Source organism: Thermococcus henrietii, assembly GCF_900198835.1.
Lineage (GTDB): Archaea > Methanobacteriota_B > Thermococci > Thermococcales > Thermococcaceae > Thermococcus > Thermococcus henrietii.
Map to the genome: position 1 here is coordinate 1,711,503 of NZ_LT900021.1, position 17,170 is coordinate 1,728,672.

The 17,170-nt window shown below is 54.3% G+C and carries 20 protein-coding genes and 1 pseudogene; 10 read left to right on the forward strand and 11 right to left on the reverse strand.

Annotation, left to right across the window (positions count from 1 at the left end; all coding sequences use genetic code 11):
- Positions 1–5: 5 nt before the first annotated feature.
- The gene (locus CS910_RS09365) at positions 6–584 is read left to right on the forward strand and encodes a DUF998 domain-containing protein (protein WP_099211469.1); all 579 of its coding nucleotides are present in this window, start codon (positions 6–8) and stop codon (positions 582–584) included.
- Here CS910_RS09365 and CS910_RS09370 read toward each other — a convergent pair.
- The gene (locus CS910_RS09370; protein WP_042690435.1) at positions 556–978 is read right to left on the reverse strand and encodes a PPC domain-containing DNA-binding protein; all 423 of its coding nucleotides are present in this window, start codon (positions 976–978) and stop codon (positions 556–558) included. The two genes, CS910_RS09365 and CS910_RS09370, sit on opposite strands and share 29 nt — an antisense overlap.
- Positions 979–1,032: 54 nt before the next feature.
- On the opposite strand from CS910_RS09370, the gene CS910_RS09375 reads away from it, so the two are divergent.
- Positions 1,033–1,557 (forward strand): hypothetical protein, encoded by a 525-nt coding sequence (locus CS910_RS09375; protein ID WP_099211471.1) that lies wholly within the window; start codon positions 1,033–1,035, stop codon positions 1,555–1,557.
- On the opposite strand, the gene CS910_RS09380 is transcribed toward CS910_RS09375, so the two are convergent.
- Positions 1,554–2,009 (reverse strand): 6-pyruvoyl trahydropterin synthase family protein, encoded by a 456-nt coding sequence (locus CS910_RS09380; RefSeq protein WP_099211472.1) that lies wholly within the window; start codon positions 2,007–2,009, stop codon positions 1,554–1,556. The two genes, CS910_RS09375 and CS910_RS09380, sit on opposite strands and share 4 nt — an antisense overlap.
- A gap of 73 nt (positions 2,010–2,082) precedes the next feature.
- On the opposite strand from CS910_RS09380, the gene CS910_RS09385 reads away from it, so the two are divergent.
- On the forward strand, positions 2,083–2,433 hold the full coding sequence (locus tag CS910_RS09385) for a DUF134 domain-containing protein (protein WP_042690444.1): 351 nt from the start codon (positions 2,083–2,085) through the stop codon (positions 2,431–2,433).
- Positions 2,434–2,799: 366 nt separating this feature from the next.
- On the opposite strand, the gene CS910_RS09390 is transcribed toward CS910_RS09385, so the two are convergent.
- Together CS910_RS09390 and purB are read right to left on the reverse strand one after the other, a co-directional pair.
- Positions 2,800–3,087: a hypothetical protein gene (locus CS910_RS09390; protein ID WP_099211474.1), complete on the reverse strand. Its 288-nt coding sequence runs from the start codon at positions 3,085–3,087 to the stop codon at positions 2,800–2,802.
- A 757-nt stretch (positions 3,088–3,844) separates the two neighbouring features.
- Positions 3,845–5,188 (reverse strand): adenylosuccinate lyase, encoded by a 1,344-nt coding sequence (purB, locus tag CS910_RS09395; RefSeq protein ID WP_099211476.1) that lies wholly within the window; start codon positions 5,186–5,188, stop codon positions 3,845–3,847.
- Positions 5,189–5,384: 196 nt separating this feature from the next.
- Between purB and albA the strand changes: the two genes are divergently transcribed.
- The 3 genes from albA (at position 5,385) to CS910_RS09410 (ending at position 6,857) form a co-directional block, all read left to right on the forward strand.
- Positions 5,385–5,660: a DNA-binding protein Alba gene (gene albA / locus CS910_RS09400; protein WP_013467275.1), complete on the forward strand. Its 276-nt coding sequence runs from the start codon at positions 5,385–5,387 to the stop codon at positions 5,658–5,660.
- A 75-nt stretch (positions 5,661–5,735) separates the two neighbouring features.
- Positions 5,736–6,293, forward strand: a complete 558-nt coding sequence (locus CS910_RS09405) for an ArsR/SmtB family transcription factor (protein ID WP_223211954.1) — start codon at positions 5,736–5,738, stop codon at positions 6,291–6,293.
- Positions 6,294–6,332: 39 nt separating this feature from the next.
- Entirely contained in the window at positions 6,333–6,857 is a 525-nt protein-coding gene (locus CS910_RS09410) for a CBS domain-containing protein (RefSeq protein ID WP_099211480.1), read from the forward strand.
- Here the strand turns inward: CS910_RS09410 and CS910_RS09415 are convergent.
- Positions 6,854–7,384 (reverse strand): NTPase, encoded by a 531-nt coding sequence (locus tag CS910_RS09415; protein ID WP_099211482.1) that lies wholly within the window; start codon positions 7,382–7,384, stop codon positions 6,854–6,856. The genes CS910_RS09410 and CS910_RS09415 overlap by 4 nt on opposite strands.
- Before the next feature lie 56 nt (positions 7,385–7,440).
- On the opposite strand from CS910_RS09415, the gene mtnA reads away from it, so the two are divergent.
- Positions 7,441–8,514 (forward strand): S-methyl-5-thioribose-1-phosphate isomerase, encoded by a 1,074-nt coding sequence (mtnA, locus tag CS910_RS09420; protein ID WP_099211484.1) that lies wholly within the window; start codon positions 7,441–7,443, stop codon positions 8,512–8,514.
- A gap of 1 nt (position 8,515) precedes the next feature.
- Here the strand turns inward: mtnA and CS910_RS09425 are convergent, their stop codons facing one another.
- The 5 genes from CS910_RS09425 to CS910_RS09445 form a co-directional block, all read right to left on the reverse strand.
- Entirely contained in the window at positions 8,516–8,803 is a 288-nt protein-coding gene (locus tag CS910_RS09425; protein ID WP_099211486.1) for a hypothetical protein, read from the reverse strand.
- 62 nt (positions 8,804–8,865) lie between these two features.
- Positions 8,866–9,366, reverse strand: a complete 501-nt coding sequence (locus CS910_RS09430) for a GNAT family N-acetyltransferase (RefSeq protein ID WP_173866281.1) — start codon at positions 9,364–9,366, stop codon at positions 8,866–8,868.
- The gene (locus tag CS910_RS09435; RefSeq protein WP_099211488.1) at positions 9,323–10,801 is read right to left on the reverse strand and encodes a hypothetical protein; all 1,479 of its coding nucleotides are present in this window, start codon (positions 10,799–10,801) and stop codon (positions 9,323–9,325) included. The genes CS910_RS09430 and CS910_RS09435 overlap by 44 nt, the downstream gene beginning before the upstream one ends.
- Complete coding sequence (locus CS910_RS09440) at positions 10,773–11,858, reverse strand: DUF1611 domain-containing protein (RefSeq protein WP_099211490.1); 1,086 nt, start codon at positions 11,856–11,858, stop codon at positions 10,773–10,775. The genes CS910_RS09435 and CS910_RS09440 overlap by 29 nt, the downstream gene beginning before the upstream one ends.
- Positions 11,851–12,765: a pyridoxal-phosphate dependent enzyme gene (locus CS910_RS09445; RefSeq protein ID WP_223211955.1), complete on the reverse strand. Its 915-nt coding sequence runs from the start codon at positions 12,763–12,765 to the stop codon at positions 11,851–11,853. Before CS910_RS09445 ends, CS910_RS09440 begins: the two co-directional genes overlap by 8 nt.
- 271 nt (positions 12,766–13,036) lie before the next feature.
- On the opposite strand from CS910_RS09445, the gene CS910_RS11995 reads away from it, so the two are divergent.
- The 3 genes and pseudogenes from CS910_RS11995 (at position 13,037) to CS910_RS09460 (ending at position 16,098) form a co-directional block, all read left to right on the forward strand.
- Entirely contained in the window at positions 13,037–13,198 is a 162-nt protein-coding gene (locus CS910_RS11995; protein WP_173866246.1) for a hypothetical protein, read from the forward strand.
- A 39-nt stretch (positions 13,199–13,237) separates the two neighbouring features.
- On the forward strand, positions 13,238–14,515 hold the full coding sequence (locus CS910_RS09450; protein ID WP_099211494.1) for an MFS transporter: 1,278 nt from the start codon (positions 13,238–13,240) through the stop codon (positions 14,513–14,515).
- A 271-nt stretch (positions 14,516–14,786) separates the two neighbouring features.
- Positions 14,787–16,098: pseudogene (locus CS910_RS09460) on the forward strand (RNA-guided endonuclease InsQ/TnpB family protein).
- A gap of 46 nt (positions 16,099–16,144) precedes the next feature.
- Here the strand turns inward: CS910_RS09460 and hisC are convergent.
- On the reverse strand, positions 16,145–17,155 hold the full coding sequence (hisC, locus tag CS910_RS09465) for a histidinol-phosphate transaminase (RefSeq protein ID WP_099211496.1): 1,011 nt from the start codon (positions 17,153–17,155) through the stop codon (positions 16,145–16,147).
- Between the last annotated feature and the right edge of the window lie 15 nt (positions 17,156–17,170).

Consider the following 17,170-nt stretch of genomic DNA (forward strand, 5'->3'; position numbering starts at 1 on the left):
TGGCTATGAACCGAAGTCAGCTCCTTGCGGGGATTTTTGCGCCGATAGTGGCCCTCACAGGCATAGGGACGGCGATTCTCATAAATCGCTCGTGGTGGAGGCTTACCGACAACGCGATAAGTGACCTCGGAAAGCTCGGCCTGCCCCACAACTGGGTCCTCAACGTCTCGCTCATAGTTTCTGCCGTTCTGGCGATTTACTACGCGGTCGGTCTCATCGGAGAAGTCAGCAACACCATGGAAAAACTCGGCATTGGAGTTTTCATCGTTGGGCTGGCCTTCCTCGCATTAATCGGTCTCTTTCCGGAGGGAACGAGCCCCCACTACTACGTCAGCTGGGCCTTTTTCGTGTTCTCGAGCCTTGGTTTCCTTGTCACGGGTATTGGACTGGGCCTCTCTGGAGAAAAGGAGCTTGCGGTCTTCAGCATAGCCCTCTTCACAGTCGGCTGGGCGCTGGCCCTCTGGGCGAAGAACAGCTTCCCAGGGATAGCACCGGCAGAGTTCGTCGGCGTCTTTGGAGTGATTGTGTGGCACTACACAGTAATGTGGAAAAAGTTCAGAGGGGCTCCTCGTCCCAGAGGCTGAGGTTGTTTCCCCTCTCTTTTCTCACCAGCGGCTCCCCCAGGAGTTCCTGCACATACAGCTCTGCGACGAAGACCTCTCCTCTCATCAAATGTCCCCCGAAAACGTCGCCGCTGGCGTTGCCCAGAGTAACGTGGAGGTGCGCGAAGGGCCGCCCATCCTTGATGCTGACGTTGCCGAGCAGGGTCAGCAGCTCGAAGGTTCCCACGAGCTCAATCCGCTTATAGCCGCGAGTTTCCTCCGAGTAGTAGCCCACGACCGGGTTCCTGAGCGAACCTATGCCCTTAACAATCGCCGTCTTTATTCCCTTCTCCTCCGCGAACCTGTTTACAAAATAGAGCAGGTCCTCCCCCTCGGGAACCCTAAGCAGGAAAATTCGCCCCGGCTTGAACTCCATGCTCCCACCTCAAAGCTAATAAGACGGCCACGCTTTAACGCTTTGGGTGATTCGATGAAGACCAAGGAGGCACTGCTCGCAATCCTGCCCGAGCTTGAGGAGCTGAACGATGTCGACTTCAGCCAGTACGCGCCACCGTATCCAAACTTACTCACAGCTTTCCTCGAAAGTGGGGAAAAAGGTCTTCCCGCCTTTCAGCGGTTTGCGGAAAGGGCAGTCGGTAAGGAAGTCGTTGGTCAGGTGCTCCTCTCACTCCTCCAGTACCTGCTCATACGCTACCGCCGTTTCAACGAGTACGCCGTTGTGAGGCCGGCGGTGAAGGTGTTCCTGACGCTCAAAGGCTGGCTCAACGAGAACGGCTTCGGGGAAGACTGGGACAGGGTTCTTGGCTCCTTCATAGGCTACCTTGTGAGCATGGTGCCCATGATAGCGGAGCATGAAGACAGAGAGACCGCTTTAGCGTATGCGAAGCTAATCGAAGACCTCGCAAGGGAAGCTTCCGAAAAGTTCAACGACGAGTACTACGACGAGCTTCTTGAGCGGGCCCTGGAGCTGAGGAAAAAGATTGAAGAAAGCTAACGCTCGAGGACTACCTGCGCGTAGCTCCTCGGGTCCTCCCAGACCTTAACGAGGATTCGCTTCACGTTCTCCCCGGCCTTCTCCGCTATTCTCTCCGCGAACCACTCGGCTATGTATTCAGCTGTAACGTTGGGCTTGTCGAGGATTACAACCTCATCCTCGGGCAGTTCGAGCCTCTTGCCGTTCTTCTCGACCACGACTCTGCCATCTCTCCTTTCGAGGACCCAATCCTCGCTGACGAGAATCCTGTGGTCGAGCCTCTTAATTAGGTTGCTGAGGTGGTTGAAGTCGAAAATCATGCCGTTCTCGTTCAGCTCACCCCATACCTCCACGTCCACGTTGTAGGTGTGTCCATGAATTCTAAGACACTTGCTGTCGTAGGGCAAGGCGAGGAAATGCGAGCTGTCAAAGTCCTTGTGCCAGCCGATTTTTCTCTCCACGAGCCTGAACATGCTCCCACCGATTGGGCTTCCCCGTTAAGGTTATAACTCTAACTGGACAAACCTGAGGGGAGGAGGCCGAAGAATGCCGATGGGAGGACCTGGATGGGGACGAGGTAGAGGAAGAAGGCGGAAGATGAGAATGATTGGGTTCATTCCCCAGGTTAGACACTTCTATCCTGCGTTGCCCCCGGTCAGCCAGCCGAAACCGCCGATTTTTATGACCTATGAGGAGTTTGAAGCCCTCCGGCTGGTGGATTATGAGGGCCTGACTCAGGAGGAGGCGGGAAAGAGAATGGGTGTCTCCCGCGGCACCGTCTGGAGAGCGCTCAATTCGGCCCGAAAGAAGGTCGCCCAGATGCTCGTTGAGGGGAGGGAGCTCATAATTCTGCCCCAGGGGAACGAGGTTCCCAGGAGATTTGAAGAGGAAATCTAAGGTTCTGTCTTTTTAAACTCCTTCTTGGACATTTTCCTCAGTCTTCTTGTCAAACAGCCCTTTCTAATGTCTCCTTTGTTTTTAGGGCATCCTAATTACCGAGTGACTTAAAAATTTTCAGAGGGTTTTTACTTTTGATAGTTTTAATATTATGTTTTGTTTTATGTTAATTATTGTGACTTAATAAAATAATTTTTGAGTACGATAAAAATTTGTAAATAAAAATTATTAAAATTAAGTTAATAATTCTTTTTAAAATATACAATTTAAACACAACTTAAGAAAATTAGATTTGAGGGAAAATCTACAAGAAAAAGTTGAAAATATGAAACAATAAACAAAAAAGAAGATATTCTTATTCTCAAATCAAGAACCGTGATACGTTTTAAGGATTAGCTCGGGCAGGCGGGGGTCAATTGCAATCCCTTCCTTTGCAGGTATAACGAACGCAATGACGACGCCATCTCCAACTCTCACAGGCTTGGGGGAATACCCAACCGCCTTCAGGACTTCCCTCTCCAGCCGGTTCAGAGACCCAAGCGGAATGACAAGCTCAACCTCACCTGTGCGGGGATTCTCCTTGAAGAAAGGCTTGGTGCGGTTCTTTACGAATAGAACTTCTCCAAGCTTTGCCGTGATAATCTCCCACGCCAAGGGGGCCAAGGTGTTTGTACTCGCTCATCTCAACTCCCCCCATATACGAAGAATTCTTCGTAGTCGAGTCTGTAGAGGATATAGACCGAACCGGTGAGCTCGCCCAGGCGTTTAACTTCTTGACAGAGGGGTGCAAGTAACGAGGTAAGTTACCTGGAATAATGCTTGATATAGGTTGATGCTCTTTAATTGAGCACGATTGACAATGCATATTTTTATTCGATGTTTTTAGATATAAGGTACATTATATCTCAAACCAACGAGCAGAAAAGTGCATTAGCAGGAGAAACGCATGAAGAGTATTTCAGTATTGCCACTCATCTCTAACGGTGAACAACAAAGGCACCCTCCCCGTATTTTCTATGTTCCCCCGCACAAATCTAGGCCTTCCAGACGTTAACCGCAGCATTAACCACGATGAATTGTAATGGGAAAAATTGGAATTGATGCGGGCTTCACCACGTGTGATTCCCCTACAAGAGCAAGCGGGACAGGTGGCCAAATATTTCAGCCAGCATTTTACTCACCAAGTAAGTAGATTCTTTGGATTTTATACAATTTTCTATATGTGAAAATTTACTTAATATAGAGGTTTTAATCCCCTTTTAAAATTAGAAAAAAACTAACTAAAATTAAATTATTATAAAAATGCTGATGAGAATAATAAAATCACTAAGAAGATTGTAAAACATAATAAGAACATAAACAGTAAACACCCTCCCAAGAATCAAGAGAGTTTGTGATAAAAATGAAGGAATCAGAGAGAACGCCCACGGATGTGGCGGAGCACGTTGTCAACTATCTGGGGGGCAACGCCGATGTAGTTCTCTGGCTTCAGCGAGGCCAAGTCCTCATCGGTTAGATACTTTCTAACTTCCTCGCTCTCCTTCACGACCTCAAGGAAGTCCCTTCCCTCCCCAAAGGCCTTCATGGCCAATTGCCTAACGAGCTCGTGCGCCTCCTGCCTGCCCATGCCCCTCTCGGCGAGCTTGAGCATCAGCGGTTCGGCCATGATGAGGTTCTTCGTCAGGTAGAGGTTGCGCTCGATGTTCTCCGGGAAGAACTCCAGCCCCTTGAGAACGCGGATTGTGACGCGGAGCATCTCGTCGAGAAGAACAAAGCTCTCGGGCAGGATAACGCGCTCGACCGAGGAGTTCGTGAGGTCCCTCTCGTGCCACAGCGGGTTGTTGAGGAGCGCGGGGATAACGTTCGAGTAGAGAACCCTCGCCAGACCGCAGACTTTCTCCGTCCTTATCGGGTTCCTCTTGTGGGGCATCGTCGAAGAGCCAACCTGCTTCTTTCCGAAGGGCTCGCTGACCTCAAGGATTTCCGTCCTCTGGAGGTTCCTAATCTCAAGGCCTATTTTGTCGAGGGTAGAAGCAACGAGGGCCAAAAACATCATCAGCTCTGCGTATAAGTCCCGCGGAACGAGCTGGTTGGTTACCAGCGCGGGCCTGAGGCCAAGGTCCTCCATGACGAGCCTCTCAATCTCAAGGGCCTTCTCCCCGAAGGAGGCAGCAGTTCCAACGGCACCGCGCATCTTGCCGACGAGAACACGCTTCTTGAGCTCTTCAAGCCTCTCAAGGTGTCTCTGAACCTCGTCGAGCCAGAGGGCGAACTTCATGCCGTATGTGGTTGGAACCGCGTGCTGTCCGTGGGTTCTGCCGATGCAGACGGTGTACTTGTGCTCCTCGGCGAGCTTCATTAGCACGTCGCGGAGCTCCCTAAGGTAGCGCTCGATGAGCTCAAGGCTCTCCTTTATGAGGAGCGTGTTGGCGGTGTCGATTATGTCGTTGGAGGTCGCGCCGAGGTGGACGTACTTTCCGTGCTCACCGCAGACCTCGCTTAAGGCCTTAACGACGGCCATTATATCGTGGTGTATCTCCGCCTCTATCTCCTTGACGCGCTCGAGCTTCACCCACTCAGTGCTGGCTCTCTCGGAAATCACGCGGGCGCTTTCCTCGGGAATGTTGCCGAGCTTCGCGTGGGCCCTTGCCAGAGCGGCCTCAACGTCGAGGAGCTTTTGAAGCTTGTTCTCCTCGTCCCAGATGCGCCTCATTTCCTCGCTTCCATAGCGGTAGTCAATCGGGTGAACCGCCATTCCAATCACCATTCTCGTGATTATTTTGGATGTTAAAACGTTTTCTTTTGACAACTATACGTCAATATCAGCCGGGCAAACGAGCGTTTTTGAGATGCGCTCGCCACTTAAAAAGCCCTTCCCACAGATAGAACCGAAAAGTATTTAACCCTATGCCCGCGATAGGCTGATGACAAAACTTCCGGAGGTGCCAGAAATGGCTGAGGAGCACGTCGTCTACATCGGAAAGAAGCCGGTTATGAACTACGTCCTCGCCGTGATAACCCAGTTCAACGAGGGCGCTAAGGAGGTCAGCATCAAGGCTCGCGGTAGGGCTATCAGCAGGGCCGTTGACGTCGCCGAGATTGTCAGGAACAGGTTCCTCCCCGAGGTCAGGGTCAAGGAAATCAAGATAGGCACCGAGGAGCTCCCGACTGCCGACGGCAGGACCGCCAACACCTCGACCATCGAGATTATCCTCGAGAAGCCGTGAATTTGACCCCTTTCCTTTTCCTTCGGGTTTCTTCTGAGAAGCAAAGTTTAATAGCACCGCCCCGTACCCCTTCTGGTGGGCCCGTTGGAGTACGAGACCATAGACGTTACAGATGAGCGGGTTCGCGAGCTCGCGCAGGTTCTCGCCAGCGAGAGGTCGATGGCCATTCTGAGGATTCTCCGCGAGCGTGAGCTCTCGATGAGCGAGATTGCAAAGGAGCTCGACATGCCCATATCAACAGTCTCATACCATCTTGACAAACTTCTCCGTGTGGGTCTCGTTGAAGTGACCGGGAAAAAGTACGGCAAAAGGTTGCAGGAGGTCAAACTCTACAGGGCATCAAGCCGGCCGATTCTACTGCTCCCGCGCCCAGCCGAGCGGAGAACGTCACCGTTGGACAAACTGCGCGTCATAACCCTCTCGGTTGCAACGGGGCTTTCCGCACTCGTCTACTGGGCCGCGGAGAAAATGTTGTCATCTGAGAGGAGTAGCGGGACGGAGACAATTAAAATGTTCTCGGCCGAGACGACAAGCAGGGCCGGCCACTCGGGGGATTACGTTCCCGCCCTACTCGCGATAATGACGTTCGTCATCGTAATTTCCGCAGGGTGGTTTCTTAAGAAACGTTTTTAAGAAACTCAAATCAACCCCAACTCGTGGGGTGAGATTCCAATGATGACCGTGGGACAGGTAGTCAAGAGAAAGGCAGTGATTGTGAAGCCCGACGACACCATCGAGAGGGTTGCAAGGATACTCTCAAGGCACAAGGTTGGGAGCGCCGTTGTCGTGGACGACGACGAGATAGTTGGGGTCATCACCGACCGCGACATCCTCGACAAGGTCGTTGCGAAGGGACGCGACCCTAAGACCGTCAGGGTGCACGAAGTCATGACAAGGAACCCGATAACGATTGAGGATGACTATGACATAAGCGATGCAATAGACAAGATGATGGAGAAGGGCATAAGGAGGCTCCTCGTAACGCGCCTTGGAAAGCCCCTCGGTTTCGTTACCGCGGCGGACCTGCTGGCAGCCCTCAACAGCATGAACAGCGAGGAGGAAGAGGAAACCGTTGAGGAGACCGAGGTTTACGGAATCTGCGAGCTCTGCGGTCAGTACGGTCCACTCTACAAGGTCTACATAGAGGGCCAGGAAAGGTGGATTTGCGAGAGCTGTAAGGACAGTCTCAACCTTTAGCCCCTCAGCTCTCTCATTATCTCATCGAGGATTATTCCGAACTCCCTGTTCCTGTTCTCAACGCTTAGAATATGGGTCCTTCCAAGGGGCCTGAACTTGTCAATCATCCTCCTGTGGACGACCGCCAGAAGGGGTTTGTCCGAGTTCAGCACCTCGCCGACTGCCTTCACGAACTCGTCGCTCTTATACTCCATCGGGCCTATTTCGTCTATTACAACCAAATCCGCCTCGACCAGCGCGCGCCTTATTGCTGAAACACCAACCCGTTCAAGCTCATCAACGTGGACGACGTACTTTCCGAAGGGAACCCCTGGCAAGTGCGACGTTCCGCGCAGGCTTGCGAGCGTTCCCTCCTCACCGGTGTCGAGGGCGATGATTTTGAAGCCTATTCTCCTTCCGTTTCGCCTGACTTCCTTCGTTATCATGCCCCCAACGATGTAGCCCCACCTCTCGACTTCCCTCGCGACCCTCTCGACGAGCGTCGTCTTCCCAACCCCTGCCGGGCCGGTCACGAAAACCCTGACCATTTTTCATCACCGAAGGAGCTTTAAGTTCCTCCCTTAAACCCTTTGGGGTGGTCGCGGTGGAGATAAGGTATAAACCTGAAGAACTCACGAGGCTCCCGAGGAGCGTTCGCTACGAGACTGGAAAGGTTATCATGATTGACCAGACGCTCCTGCCAAGGGAGTTCAAGACCATCGAGCTGAGAACAGTTGATGAAGTAGCTGAGGCAATCATCACGATGAAGGTGCGCGGTGCTCCGGCCATTGGAGCGGCGGCTGCTTTCGGTCTTGCCCTCTACGCGGACACGAGTAAAGCCAGAACCAAGGACGAGTTCATGGACGGCTTTTACAAGGCCTACGACCGGCTGAGGAACACGCGCCCCACCGCCGTAAACCTCTTCTGGGCGCTCAACAGGATTAAGAAGCTCGTCGAGGAAAACGCCGAGAGTCCGCTGGAGGAAATAAAGAAGCTCATAGTTGCCGAGGCGCAGAGGATAGCGGACGAAGACGTCGAGGCGAACCTAAGGATGGGTCACTACGGCGCTGAGGCCCTGCCTGAGGGCAACGTTCTCACCCACTGCAACGCCGGGAGCTTGGCTACCGTCCAGCTCGGGACCGTTGGGGCTGTTCTGCGCGTGATGAACAAAGACGGAACGCTGAAGCTCCTCTGGGTGGACGAGACGAGACCCGTCCTTCAGGGGGCCAGGCTTTCAGCCTGGGAGTACCACTACGATGGAATTCCGCTGAAACTAATAGCGGACAACATGGCCGGTTTTGTTATGCAGCAGGGGAAGGTTGACGCGATAATAGTCGGCGCGGACAGGATAGTGGCCAACGGCGACTTCGCCAACAAGATAGGCACCTACACACTGGCGGTTCTCGCGAAGGAGCACGGAATACCGTTCTTCACGGTTGCACCGCTCTCGACGATAGACATGAGCCTGAAGAGCGGGAAGGAGATACCAATTGAGGAGCGGAAGCCGGAGGAAGTTTTGACCTGCGGCGGTTGCAGAATCGCTCCAGATGTGGACGTTTACAACCCGGCCTTCGACGTTACACCGCACAGGTATCTGACCGGCATAATAACCGACAGGGGCGTCGTTTACCCGCCGTTTGAGAGGAACCTGAAGAAGTTGTTCAAGGGACAGGAATGAGCTATTTCTTTCCTTTTAGTTTCCCAAGCAACTCCCTAATCCTTCTCAGAACAGATTTCTCTTCCTCAACATCCTCGACGAAAACACCCTCTATTTCGCCGATGCGCTCCTCGAAGGCCGGCAGGAGAAGGCCGACCAGCTCAAGTGGTTCGAGGCAGGGGCAGTCAACAGAGTAATCGAACGGTTCTCCGTCAGGAAACTCCGCCCTGAGCGTTAGACCCCCTTTCGCCTTCTTGACCTCAAAACGGGCGGTGCCGTTCTTTCCGACGACCTTTCCCCTGACGAGCATCGAAGGTAGTGCGAAGGGGAAACTTAAAGGCCTTTTTTGAACGGAGGGTTAAAAACGGGAGGTTAAAGTTCCTTTTCGAGGATGAAGGCCCTCTCACGGTAGCCCCTGCGCCTGTACCAGTTCAAGGCAGGGTTGTCGAGCTCGACGCGGAGCGAGACCTTTGAGGCTCCTTTCTCCCTCGCCCAGTCCTCGGCCCTTTCGAGGAGCGCCGAGCCGATTCCGAGGCCACTAATTTTCGTCTCGACGTCAAGGATGTATGCCGTTGGCACGAAGTCAACGGTGTCCTCCATGATGCAGACCCAGACGTGGCCGAGGTACCTCCCGTAGGGGTCCACCGCAACAAAAAACTTGTGCTCACCATGAGCCAAGAGGCGGTTTATGACCCTTGAGTAGGCGGAGACGTAGTCCTCATCGCTCAGTTCCGCCCTTGAAAAGCCCCTGCTGACATCCATGTCGTACTCGAAGATTTCGTCGAGGTAGGACTCGCCGTCAACCACTTTGAAGTCCCTCGCCGTCTCTTCAATCGGCGGGAGCTTTTCCTTCGGTTTCTTCCCCAAGAACACCCCTGACAGCCTCCTCACGCGTTATCCTCACCCATTTGTTCCCCTTCAGGTAGGCGTAACCCCTAGTGTAGCCTTCAAAAATCGAGTAGAGTTTTTCTCTGAACTCCTGGGGAATTGCATCAATCCTTGAGCTTTTCCCGTCGAAGTGCACCATCTCCACGTGCCAGTGGGGCTTTCCATCGAGCGGGAAGTTGGGAAAGCGGCGCTTTATTAGGTAGAGCGAGTGTTCGAGCTCATCGCGGTCGAGCCTTACGAGGCCCTTCCTCAGCCTTTCAGGGAGCGTGACTATGTGCCAGTCCCTGTACTTAATCAACCTCGGATTGATGCCGTTGGCGAGCAGGAAGGTAAGGATTCCGTTGCACTTGAAGCAGGTTCCGCAGGGAACGTAGTCGTTGCCCTCCCTGTGGACCGAGTGACAGCTCCTCTGGAGGGCGAAGAGTTCTGGATAGCGGCTGTGGAGAATTCTCTCCACTATGAGACCCGTCAAAGGCCTCACCGCCGACCACTGGCGGATTTTAAGGCCCCTCTCAGCGAACCAGCGCGTCATGTAGAGCTCGAAGTCCTGGCTCTGGTCGTAGGTGGCGTTGTAGTGCTCTATCCCGTGAAACGGTTCATAAGAGCGGGGGTCGTCGTACTCGTTGCCGAAGAGCAGGTTGCCGATGGAGTACTTGTAGAGCAGCGGCAGGAAGGCGAAGGCGTAGCCCTCGAAGAAGAACAGCCTGATTGGATAAACCTCGGCCCTCTTCCTCCTCCCGACGCCGTGCAGGATTCTCATGTTCCGCTCTATGAAGGTGTAGAGCCTGTCGGCGTTGCTCCAGACTTTCCTTGTATTCGGTTCATTCTCCTCGAACCAGCGGTATGCAGGAACCGCCACGCGCCAGTGGGCACCGGATTCGTTGTAGAAGAACGGGTAAACCTCGCAGCCGAGCTCCTTCATGAGGCCGTAGGTCAAAAGGCTTTCCTTCCCGCCGCTGAGCATGACCGCACAGCGGGAGTAGTCGGGCTCGAAGTCTATCTCCTCTTCCTCGATTCCCTCTGGAGTTAGCTTCGCCATCGGCTCGGCCATCTCGGGCTTTATCTCCTTCGGCACAAACTCCGGCCTTAGGAACTCGCTCGGATTCGCGATTCTGTTCACGAAAATATCTCTCGCGGTCACGCGCATCATGTCCTCAAAGAACCTCATGTCCCTGCTATCGAGGGTGAACTCGAACCGAATTTCGGGCGTGAAGAGGCCGTAGTTTATAGCTGGGACGATGCTCATGAGCTTGGCAAAGGCTTCTATCTTAGGAATCCTCTCGCGGTAGGAGTGAACGAGCTCGTAGCCCTTTTCCTCGCCGTCAATTCCGAGGACGTAGCGCGCTTTGATGTGCCTCGAAGAAATCCTCGGCCGCTCTATGGCGATGTAGTCAAAGCACTTCAGCTCTGGCAGGCTCACGGCCCGTCACCTCCCGCCTGGAGAGCCGCAGGATAAGCCTCGCTATATCGCCGACCCCCTGGAGGAAGGGGACGCGCGTCATAATCCCTGTCGCGGCCTCGATGCGTTTCGCCCATTCAAGGGCCTCATCATCGCTCAGGCCGGAGGAGTTAATCGTTATCGCCACGGGCTTCTTCCCGCTGAGGAGCTCTATGAGCTGGATGTAAACTTCAAGCGGGGGAATCCTGAATTCGGGAAAGTCGTCGAAGGTCTTCCTCGCGGGGGCGTGCTGGAGGACGATGAAGTCGGGTCTCGCCGCGGCAATCAGGTCAAAGCCGCCGGGAAATGCCGGATGGAGAAGCGAGCCCTCGCCGTGGGTGACGATTACGTCTGGCCTCTCCTCAACCCAGGCGCGGTAGAAGACGTCCTCTATCGCCCCCGGCACGAAGTCGTCTATTATCGAGTCCGTGACTATAGCGTACCTGAAGCCCTGCATCCAGCCGGTCTGGCCCATCGCTATGAACTCGCTCTTTAAGCCGAGCTCTTTGAACGCCTCGTGGAGCATTATCGCAACGGTTCTCTTTCCTATCGCCGCATCCGTTCCGAGGACGGCCACCTTTACCGCTTTAACCTCCGCTATCTTCCCGGTGAAGGGAATCCTCATATTGTAGAAAATCTTCCTCACGTCAACTATCTCCACGCCGTAGCGCCTCGCGAGGTGCTTGAAGTAGGGGTCGTCGCTCAGGAACTCGTGGAGGCCGTTCACAACGCCGAGGCCGTTCCTTATTGCTTCTTCAACGATTTTCCGATAGTTCTCAGGCAGTTTTCCTCCCGGAGTTGCGACGCCGATGATGAGCCACTTTGCGTTTGGATTCTCGTGGAGCGCCTCCTCCAGAGAGGCATATATCGGGATTCCGCGCCTTATTCCGTCGAGGACTTCACCGGCGTCCCTACCGGCGAGCGTTGGATCTATTAGCCCCACGATTTTGAACTGCCTCGAATAACGCACGAGGCCGTGGGCGGTCTTTCCGTCGGTCGTTAGATAACGCCCCTCGGTAAGGATTAGCGCCTCATCCAACCCGGACACCCCCAGTGACGACGAGGACGAACCGTCCGTTCCTCAGGTTAAATTTCCTCACGAACTTCACGAGACCGGCCAGCACTAAAGCCGACGCGGGAAGGGGTCTTATCCCTGCCGCGACGCGCATCAGCTCGGCACACCTCAGGGCGGTGTCGTCGGCGAATCCGAAGACGTAGCCGTTTGACTCGCGGACGGCTTTCAGTGCTCCATCTGCATCGAAGGACCTCTCCGAAACGAGGGGCTCGTTGAGTTCAGTCTCCGCGAAGTCTTCGTTTCCATCGCCGTAGAACCTCCTCAGGATTTCGTTGCCAAAAGCGGTGGTCACGCCAACCATCCTCGGGGCCAGGCCAATGCTCCTGAACCCCTCCCAGAGGCCTGCCATCGTCGTCCCGTTGCCGAGGGGTACGAAGACCGTGGTGGGGTTTACCCTTGACGCAATCCAGAGGGCCATCTCGGAGTAGGCCCTTATGTCAACGGCGCGGTTGCTCCCCGGGTTGGCGTCGTAGAAGCCGTTTTCCCTCGCGAAGGCCCTGCTGGCCCTGACGGCCTCCTCGTAGGTGCCCGGAACCTCTACGACTTCTGCACCGAGTGCCTTCATCTCGGGAAGCCTTTCGAGGGTGTAGCCTCTGGGGACGAATATCACCGCTTTCAAACCCGCGAGGGCAGAGTAATAGGCTATCGCGGCGCCGTAGTTGCCGCACGTGCCGACCGTTATCCCCGGAAAACCGCGTTTAACGGCCTCACCAACGTGGGCAAGGGCAATCCTGTCCTTGTGGGTCCCTGTTGGGTTGACGCCCTCGTAGTCGACGTAGACCTCCCTAACGCCGAGGAGCTCCTCCAAAACCGTGGCGCGGAAGAGCCTGCCGAGGCCGCCGGGCCCCTCACCTGCCTCGGATTCACTCACTGAAAGGCCTTCTTTGGACCTATAAGATTCGGAACGGGCTGTTTTTATGGCTTCCATTGTTGAATTCCCCCAATATTTGGAATGGGGCATCATCGGGTTGGGCAATGGTATATAAACCTTTCTCCCAGATGAGGCCGTTTTTGAGGCCGAACTTTGTTCTCAACAGTTAAAAATTTTAGAAAACCGAATAATTGCCGTGAAAATGGAAAAGAAAAGTTTTTAACCCTTTAACCAACCGTAGAGTGCCCCTGAGCGGGGCGAGGTGGTTGAGATGTATCCACCGAGGAAGAAGGTTCAGCCCAAGGTTGAGGAGGAAGAGGAGGAGTTTGACCCCCTCGAGAGCGTCGAGGGCGCCTACGAGGACTTCGACGAATACGAGGAAGACTGGGAGGACGAGGAAGAGGACTGGAGCTGGGATGACGACGAGGACTGAGGGTTAGGTTTTTAAACCCTCTCCTTTTCTCCCGCGCCCATGGCGGTCAGTCAGAAACGCAAGAGAACGAACCTGAAGAAGCTTGAGAGAAAGAGCCAGATGAGACACCGGCCGAATCCGGAGAGGTGGTTTTACTCCTTCATCCCATTCAAGGTCTCAACCGGCGGAGCGGCTCCCCTGATTCCCCTCCTCACAATGGAGCTCGGTGGTGGCCCGAGGGAAGTCGGCCTCGTGAACGCGGTCGGAAGTCTGTCCTCGATGCTCGGTGGCCTCTTCTGGGGAAAGCTCAGCGACAGGCTCAACAGGCGGAAGGTCTTCCTGATACTCGGTTTCCTCGGGACGGCGCTGTCGACATTTCTGTTCGCCCTCGCGGGGAGCATTCCATCGGTGGTTTTCGCAAACGCAATCTACACCTTCTTCATAGCCGCGACCGTCCCGATTCCCGTCCTCATAATAACCAAGGTCTTCCGCCTTGAGGACTGGGACTGCGCCATAGGGAGGTTCAACGAAATAGGTGGCTGGGCGTGGGTGCTCGGGCTCGTGATTGGCTTCATCCTGTCTCACCTGCTCCCCATCAGGTGGATTTTCGCCGTTCTTGGCCTAATCGGTCTGCTCTCCGTCCCGTGGGGAATGCGGACGATAAGGGAGGTCCCGCTTCACCTCGACAGAAAAGTCCTCGGGGTCTACGCGGGCTACGTCGTCGAGAAGTTCCGCTACCTCCCGAACTTTATAACGCACCTCCCAAGGTTCTCCACCTGCGGTTTTGGGAGACTCTATATCTCGGCCCTCCTCTTCTGGTTTGGGGCCATGCTCTACTTCACCCAGTTCCCCGTCCTGCTGAAGGCAAGGGGCTTCGGGGCCTCGGTGCTCTACCTGATGAGCATAGGGAACTCCTCAATCTCGGCCTACATGTACACCCGCGTGGGGAGGCGCGTTAGGGAGAGGGGTGGTTACGGAACACTCAGGTTCGGTCTCCTCCTCAGGGGACTCGCGTTCCTCCTGCTCGCTGTTGCAACGCCCACCAAGGGGCCCCTATTCCCGGTTCTCGCCTTCGTATCCTACTTCCTCGCGGGCTACACGTGGGCATTCATCGGCATATCAACGACCGCCGTAATCTCCCGCCTCGCCCCGCCCGAAAAGAAGGGGACGCTGATAGGGGCCTACAACCTCGTGAGCTCCCTCGGGGCCATAGCCGGCAACCTGACGAGTGGTTTCGTCGTTTCACTGCTCGGCTTTGCCGGCAACTTCGCCCTCGCCTCCGTCTTCCTCTTCCTCTCGCTCCTTCCCATAGTCCGTCCGAAGGCTAAAGCTCGATAACGCTTCCCGTCATCACCGCCACGAACTTCCCAGGATACTTTCTCCGCACGTAGGCCTTTGCCTCCTCGCCCGAGCAGTGGGCGGGGGCCATGAACTCCGTCATCTCGGCAAGTCTATCGAGGGTCTCTCTGGACGGATAGTGAAAGCCGCCGATTACATTTTTCTTTTGAAAGCCTCGCCCTTTAGGGCGGGGATGCAATAATCAACCAAACAACCTTCAAACGGGAAAGCGACACTTTTTTAAAGCTTAAAATTCATACCATACTTTGAAATGAAGAGAAGCGTGACGGTAAAACTCCAGCCCTCCAAAGAGCAGGCGAAAATTCTCCACCAGTTAGCCGACACTGGAGCCAAAGTCTGGAACCGAGTAAACTACCTGAGAATACAACAATACTTCAAAGAACAAATCGTGGACTTCAATTCAACCGAGAAGACCGTTTATGAGGAGTTTAAGCGGGAAATTGGCTCTGCAACTGTCCAGCAAATAGCGAGGAAGAATTCGGAAGCCTGGCGGAGCTTCTTCTCCCTCCTCCGCAAAAAGCGTAACGGAGAACTCCCCAACTGGCTTAAGCCAAAACCACCAAATTACTTGAAAGAAGACGGGAGGAGGAAACCATTAATCGTCCTGAGAAACGACCAATACAAAATTGAAGGAAATAAGCTCATTCTAAAAGGCTTTGGCAAATTCAAACGCCTTGAAATCCAATTCAAGGGAAGAATACACTTGAAGGGCAAGCAAGGGCGGTTAGAAATCACTTACGACCCTGTAAAGCGGAAATGGTATGCCCACTTGAGCGTTACCGTCGAGGAAAAACTTGAAGGTGAGAATTGGATTAAACTCCCGAGAACTCCAAAGGGAAGCCTTTCGGCAGGAATTGACCTCGGAGTTAACAATTTGATGGCCGTTTATGTGGAAAACGGGGAAAGCTTCCTTGTGAATGGAAGACCGTTAAAGAGTATTGACTTCTACTGGCGGAGAAAAATCGCTGAGTATCAGTCAAAACTCAACAAGTCTGGAGCAAAGACGAGCAGGAAACTCAAGAGAATGCATGAGAAGTCCAAACTTCAGGCGAGGCACTACATCAACACGGTAGTTAGACAAACGGTCAAGAAGCTCTACGAGTTAGGCGTTTCTAAAATAGTGGTTGGTTATCCTAAGGGCATAGCTCGGAATTCTGATAAGGGCAAAAGGCAGAATTTTATCCTCTCTCACGTTTGGCGGTTTAATTACGTTATCAAACGCTTGACTGAGGTTGCGGAGGAGTATGGTATTCGGGTTTTGGTTGTGAATGAGGCTTTCACTTCTAAGACCTGTCCCGTTTGCGGGAAGCCTCATGAAGGGGCTCGTTTTGTTCGTGGGTTATTTAAGTGTCCCGCGACGGGGCTTGTCTTTAACGCGGACTTGGTTGGAGCGTTTAATATTTTGAAGAAGATTGTCAAAACCATAACCCCGAATCTGGGCGGTTTGTACGCTCAGAGGAGGGGTAATTGGCCGAAGGCCCGGCCAGAGGGGTTCGAAGACCCACTTTTTAGTGGGTTTGAATGAGACCCCTCAAACCTCCCCATCCCCAGCGAGGGGTTAAACCGTTGGAACCCTCGCCCTTCAGAACGGGGAGGAGGTCAGGAGCCTCATGGGGCAACCTCCAAAAACTCCCGCAGGGCATCCAGAAGCGCATCGTTTTCTTCTTTTCTGCCGACCGTTATTCTAATGTGCCCCTCAAGCCTTCCGGAGAGCTTTTTAACCGCAATCCCGCGCTCAAGGAGAAAGTCATGGGCGTCGAGCTTTACCAGGAGGAAGTTCGCCTCGCTCGGGTAGGCGTAAGGCCTGAGGGCATGGTAGAGCCTCTCGCGCTCCGAGACGATGTAGCGGATGATTTTCCTCACGTAGTCGAGATGGTTGAGCATGAAGTCGGCTGTCGCGAGGGAGAGCGAGTTCACGCTGAACGGGGGCCGGAGCTTCCTGAGCTGCTCCATGGTTTCTTCACTCGCCACCGCGTAGCCGAGCCTCGCCCCGGCAAGGCCGAAGGCCTTCGAGAACGTTCTGAGGACTATCAGGTTGTCGTAGTCCTTCACGAGGCCAGTGCTACTCTCCCGCGAGAACTCGGCATAGGCCTCGTCGAGCACCACAGGCGCCCCCGTCTCAAGCACTTCGATAATCCTCTTCCGGGGCTGGACGTTCCCCGTCGGATTATTGGGAGAGCAAATGAAGACGGCCCTCGCGTTCTCCGCGTGGGCCTCGATGTTACCGAGCTCGAAGTTTTCGCCGAGGGGGACGTCCTCAACCTTCAGCCCCTCGACGGCCGCGAAGAAGGAGTACATCCCGAACGTCGGCGAGCTTATCACTACCCGGTCGCCCTCGAAGAGCTTGAGGATTAGGCCTATCAGCTCGTCGCTCCCGTTGGCGAGCATGACGTTTTCGGGGCTTAACCCGAGGGCTCCGGCGATTTTCGCCTCGACGTCGGTGGGAAAAGCCGGAGGATAGCGGTTCAGGGGAATCCGCGAGAGCTCCGAGAAGAGCTCCCTCTTGAGGCCGTGCGGCAGGTCAAAGGGGCTCTCGTTCCTGTCGAGGCGGATTCTCACTTCTGGCTCCCCAACGGGCTCCCATGAGGGAAGGTTCAGCACGTTTTTTCTAATTCTCACTTCACCCGCCTCCAA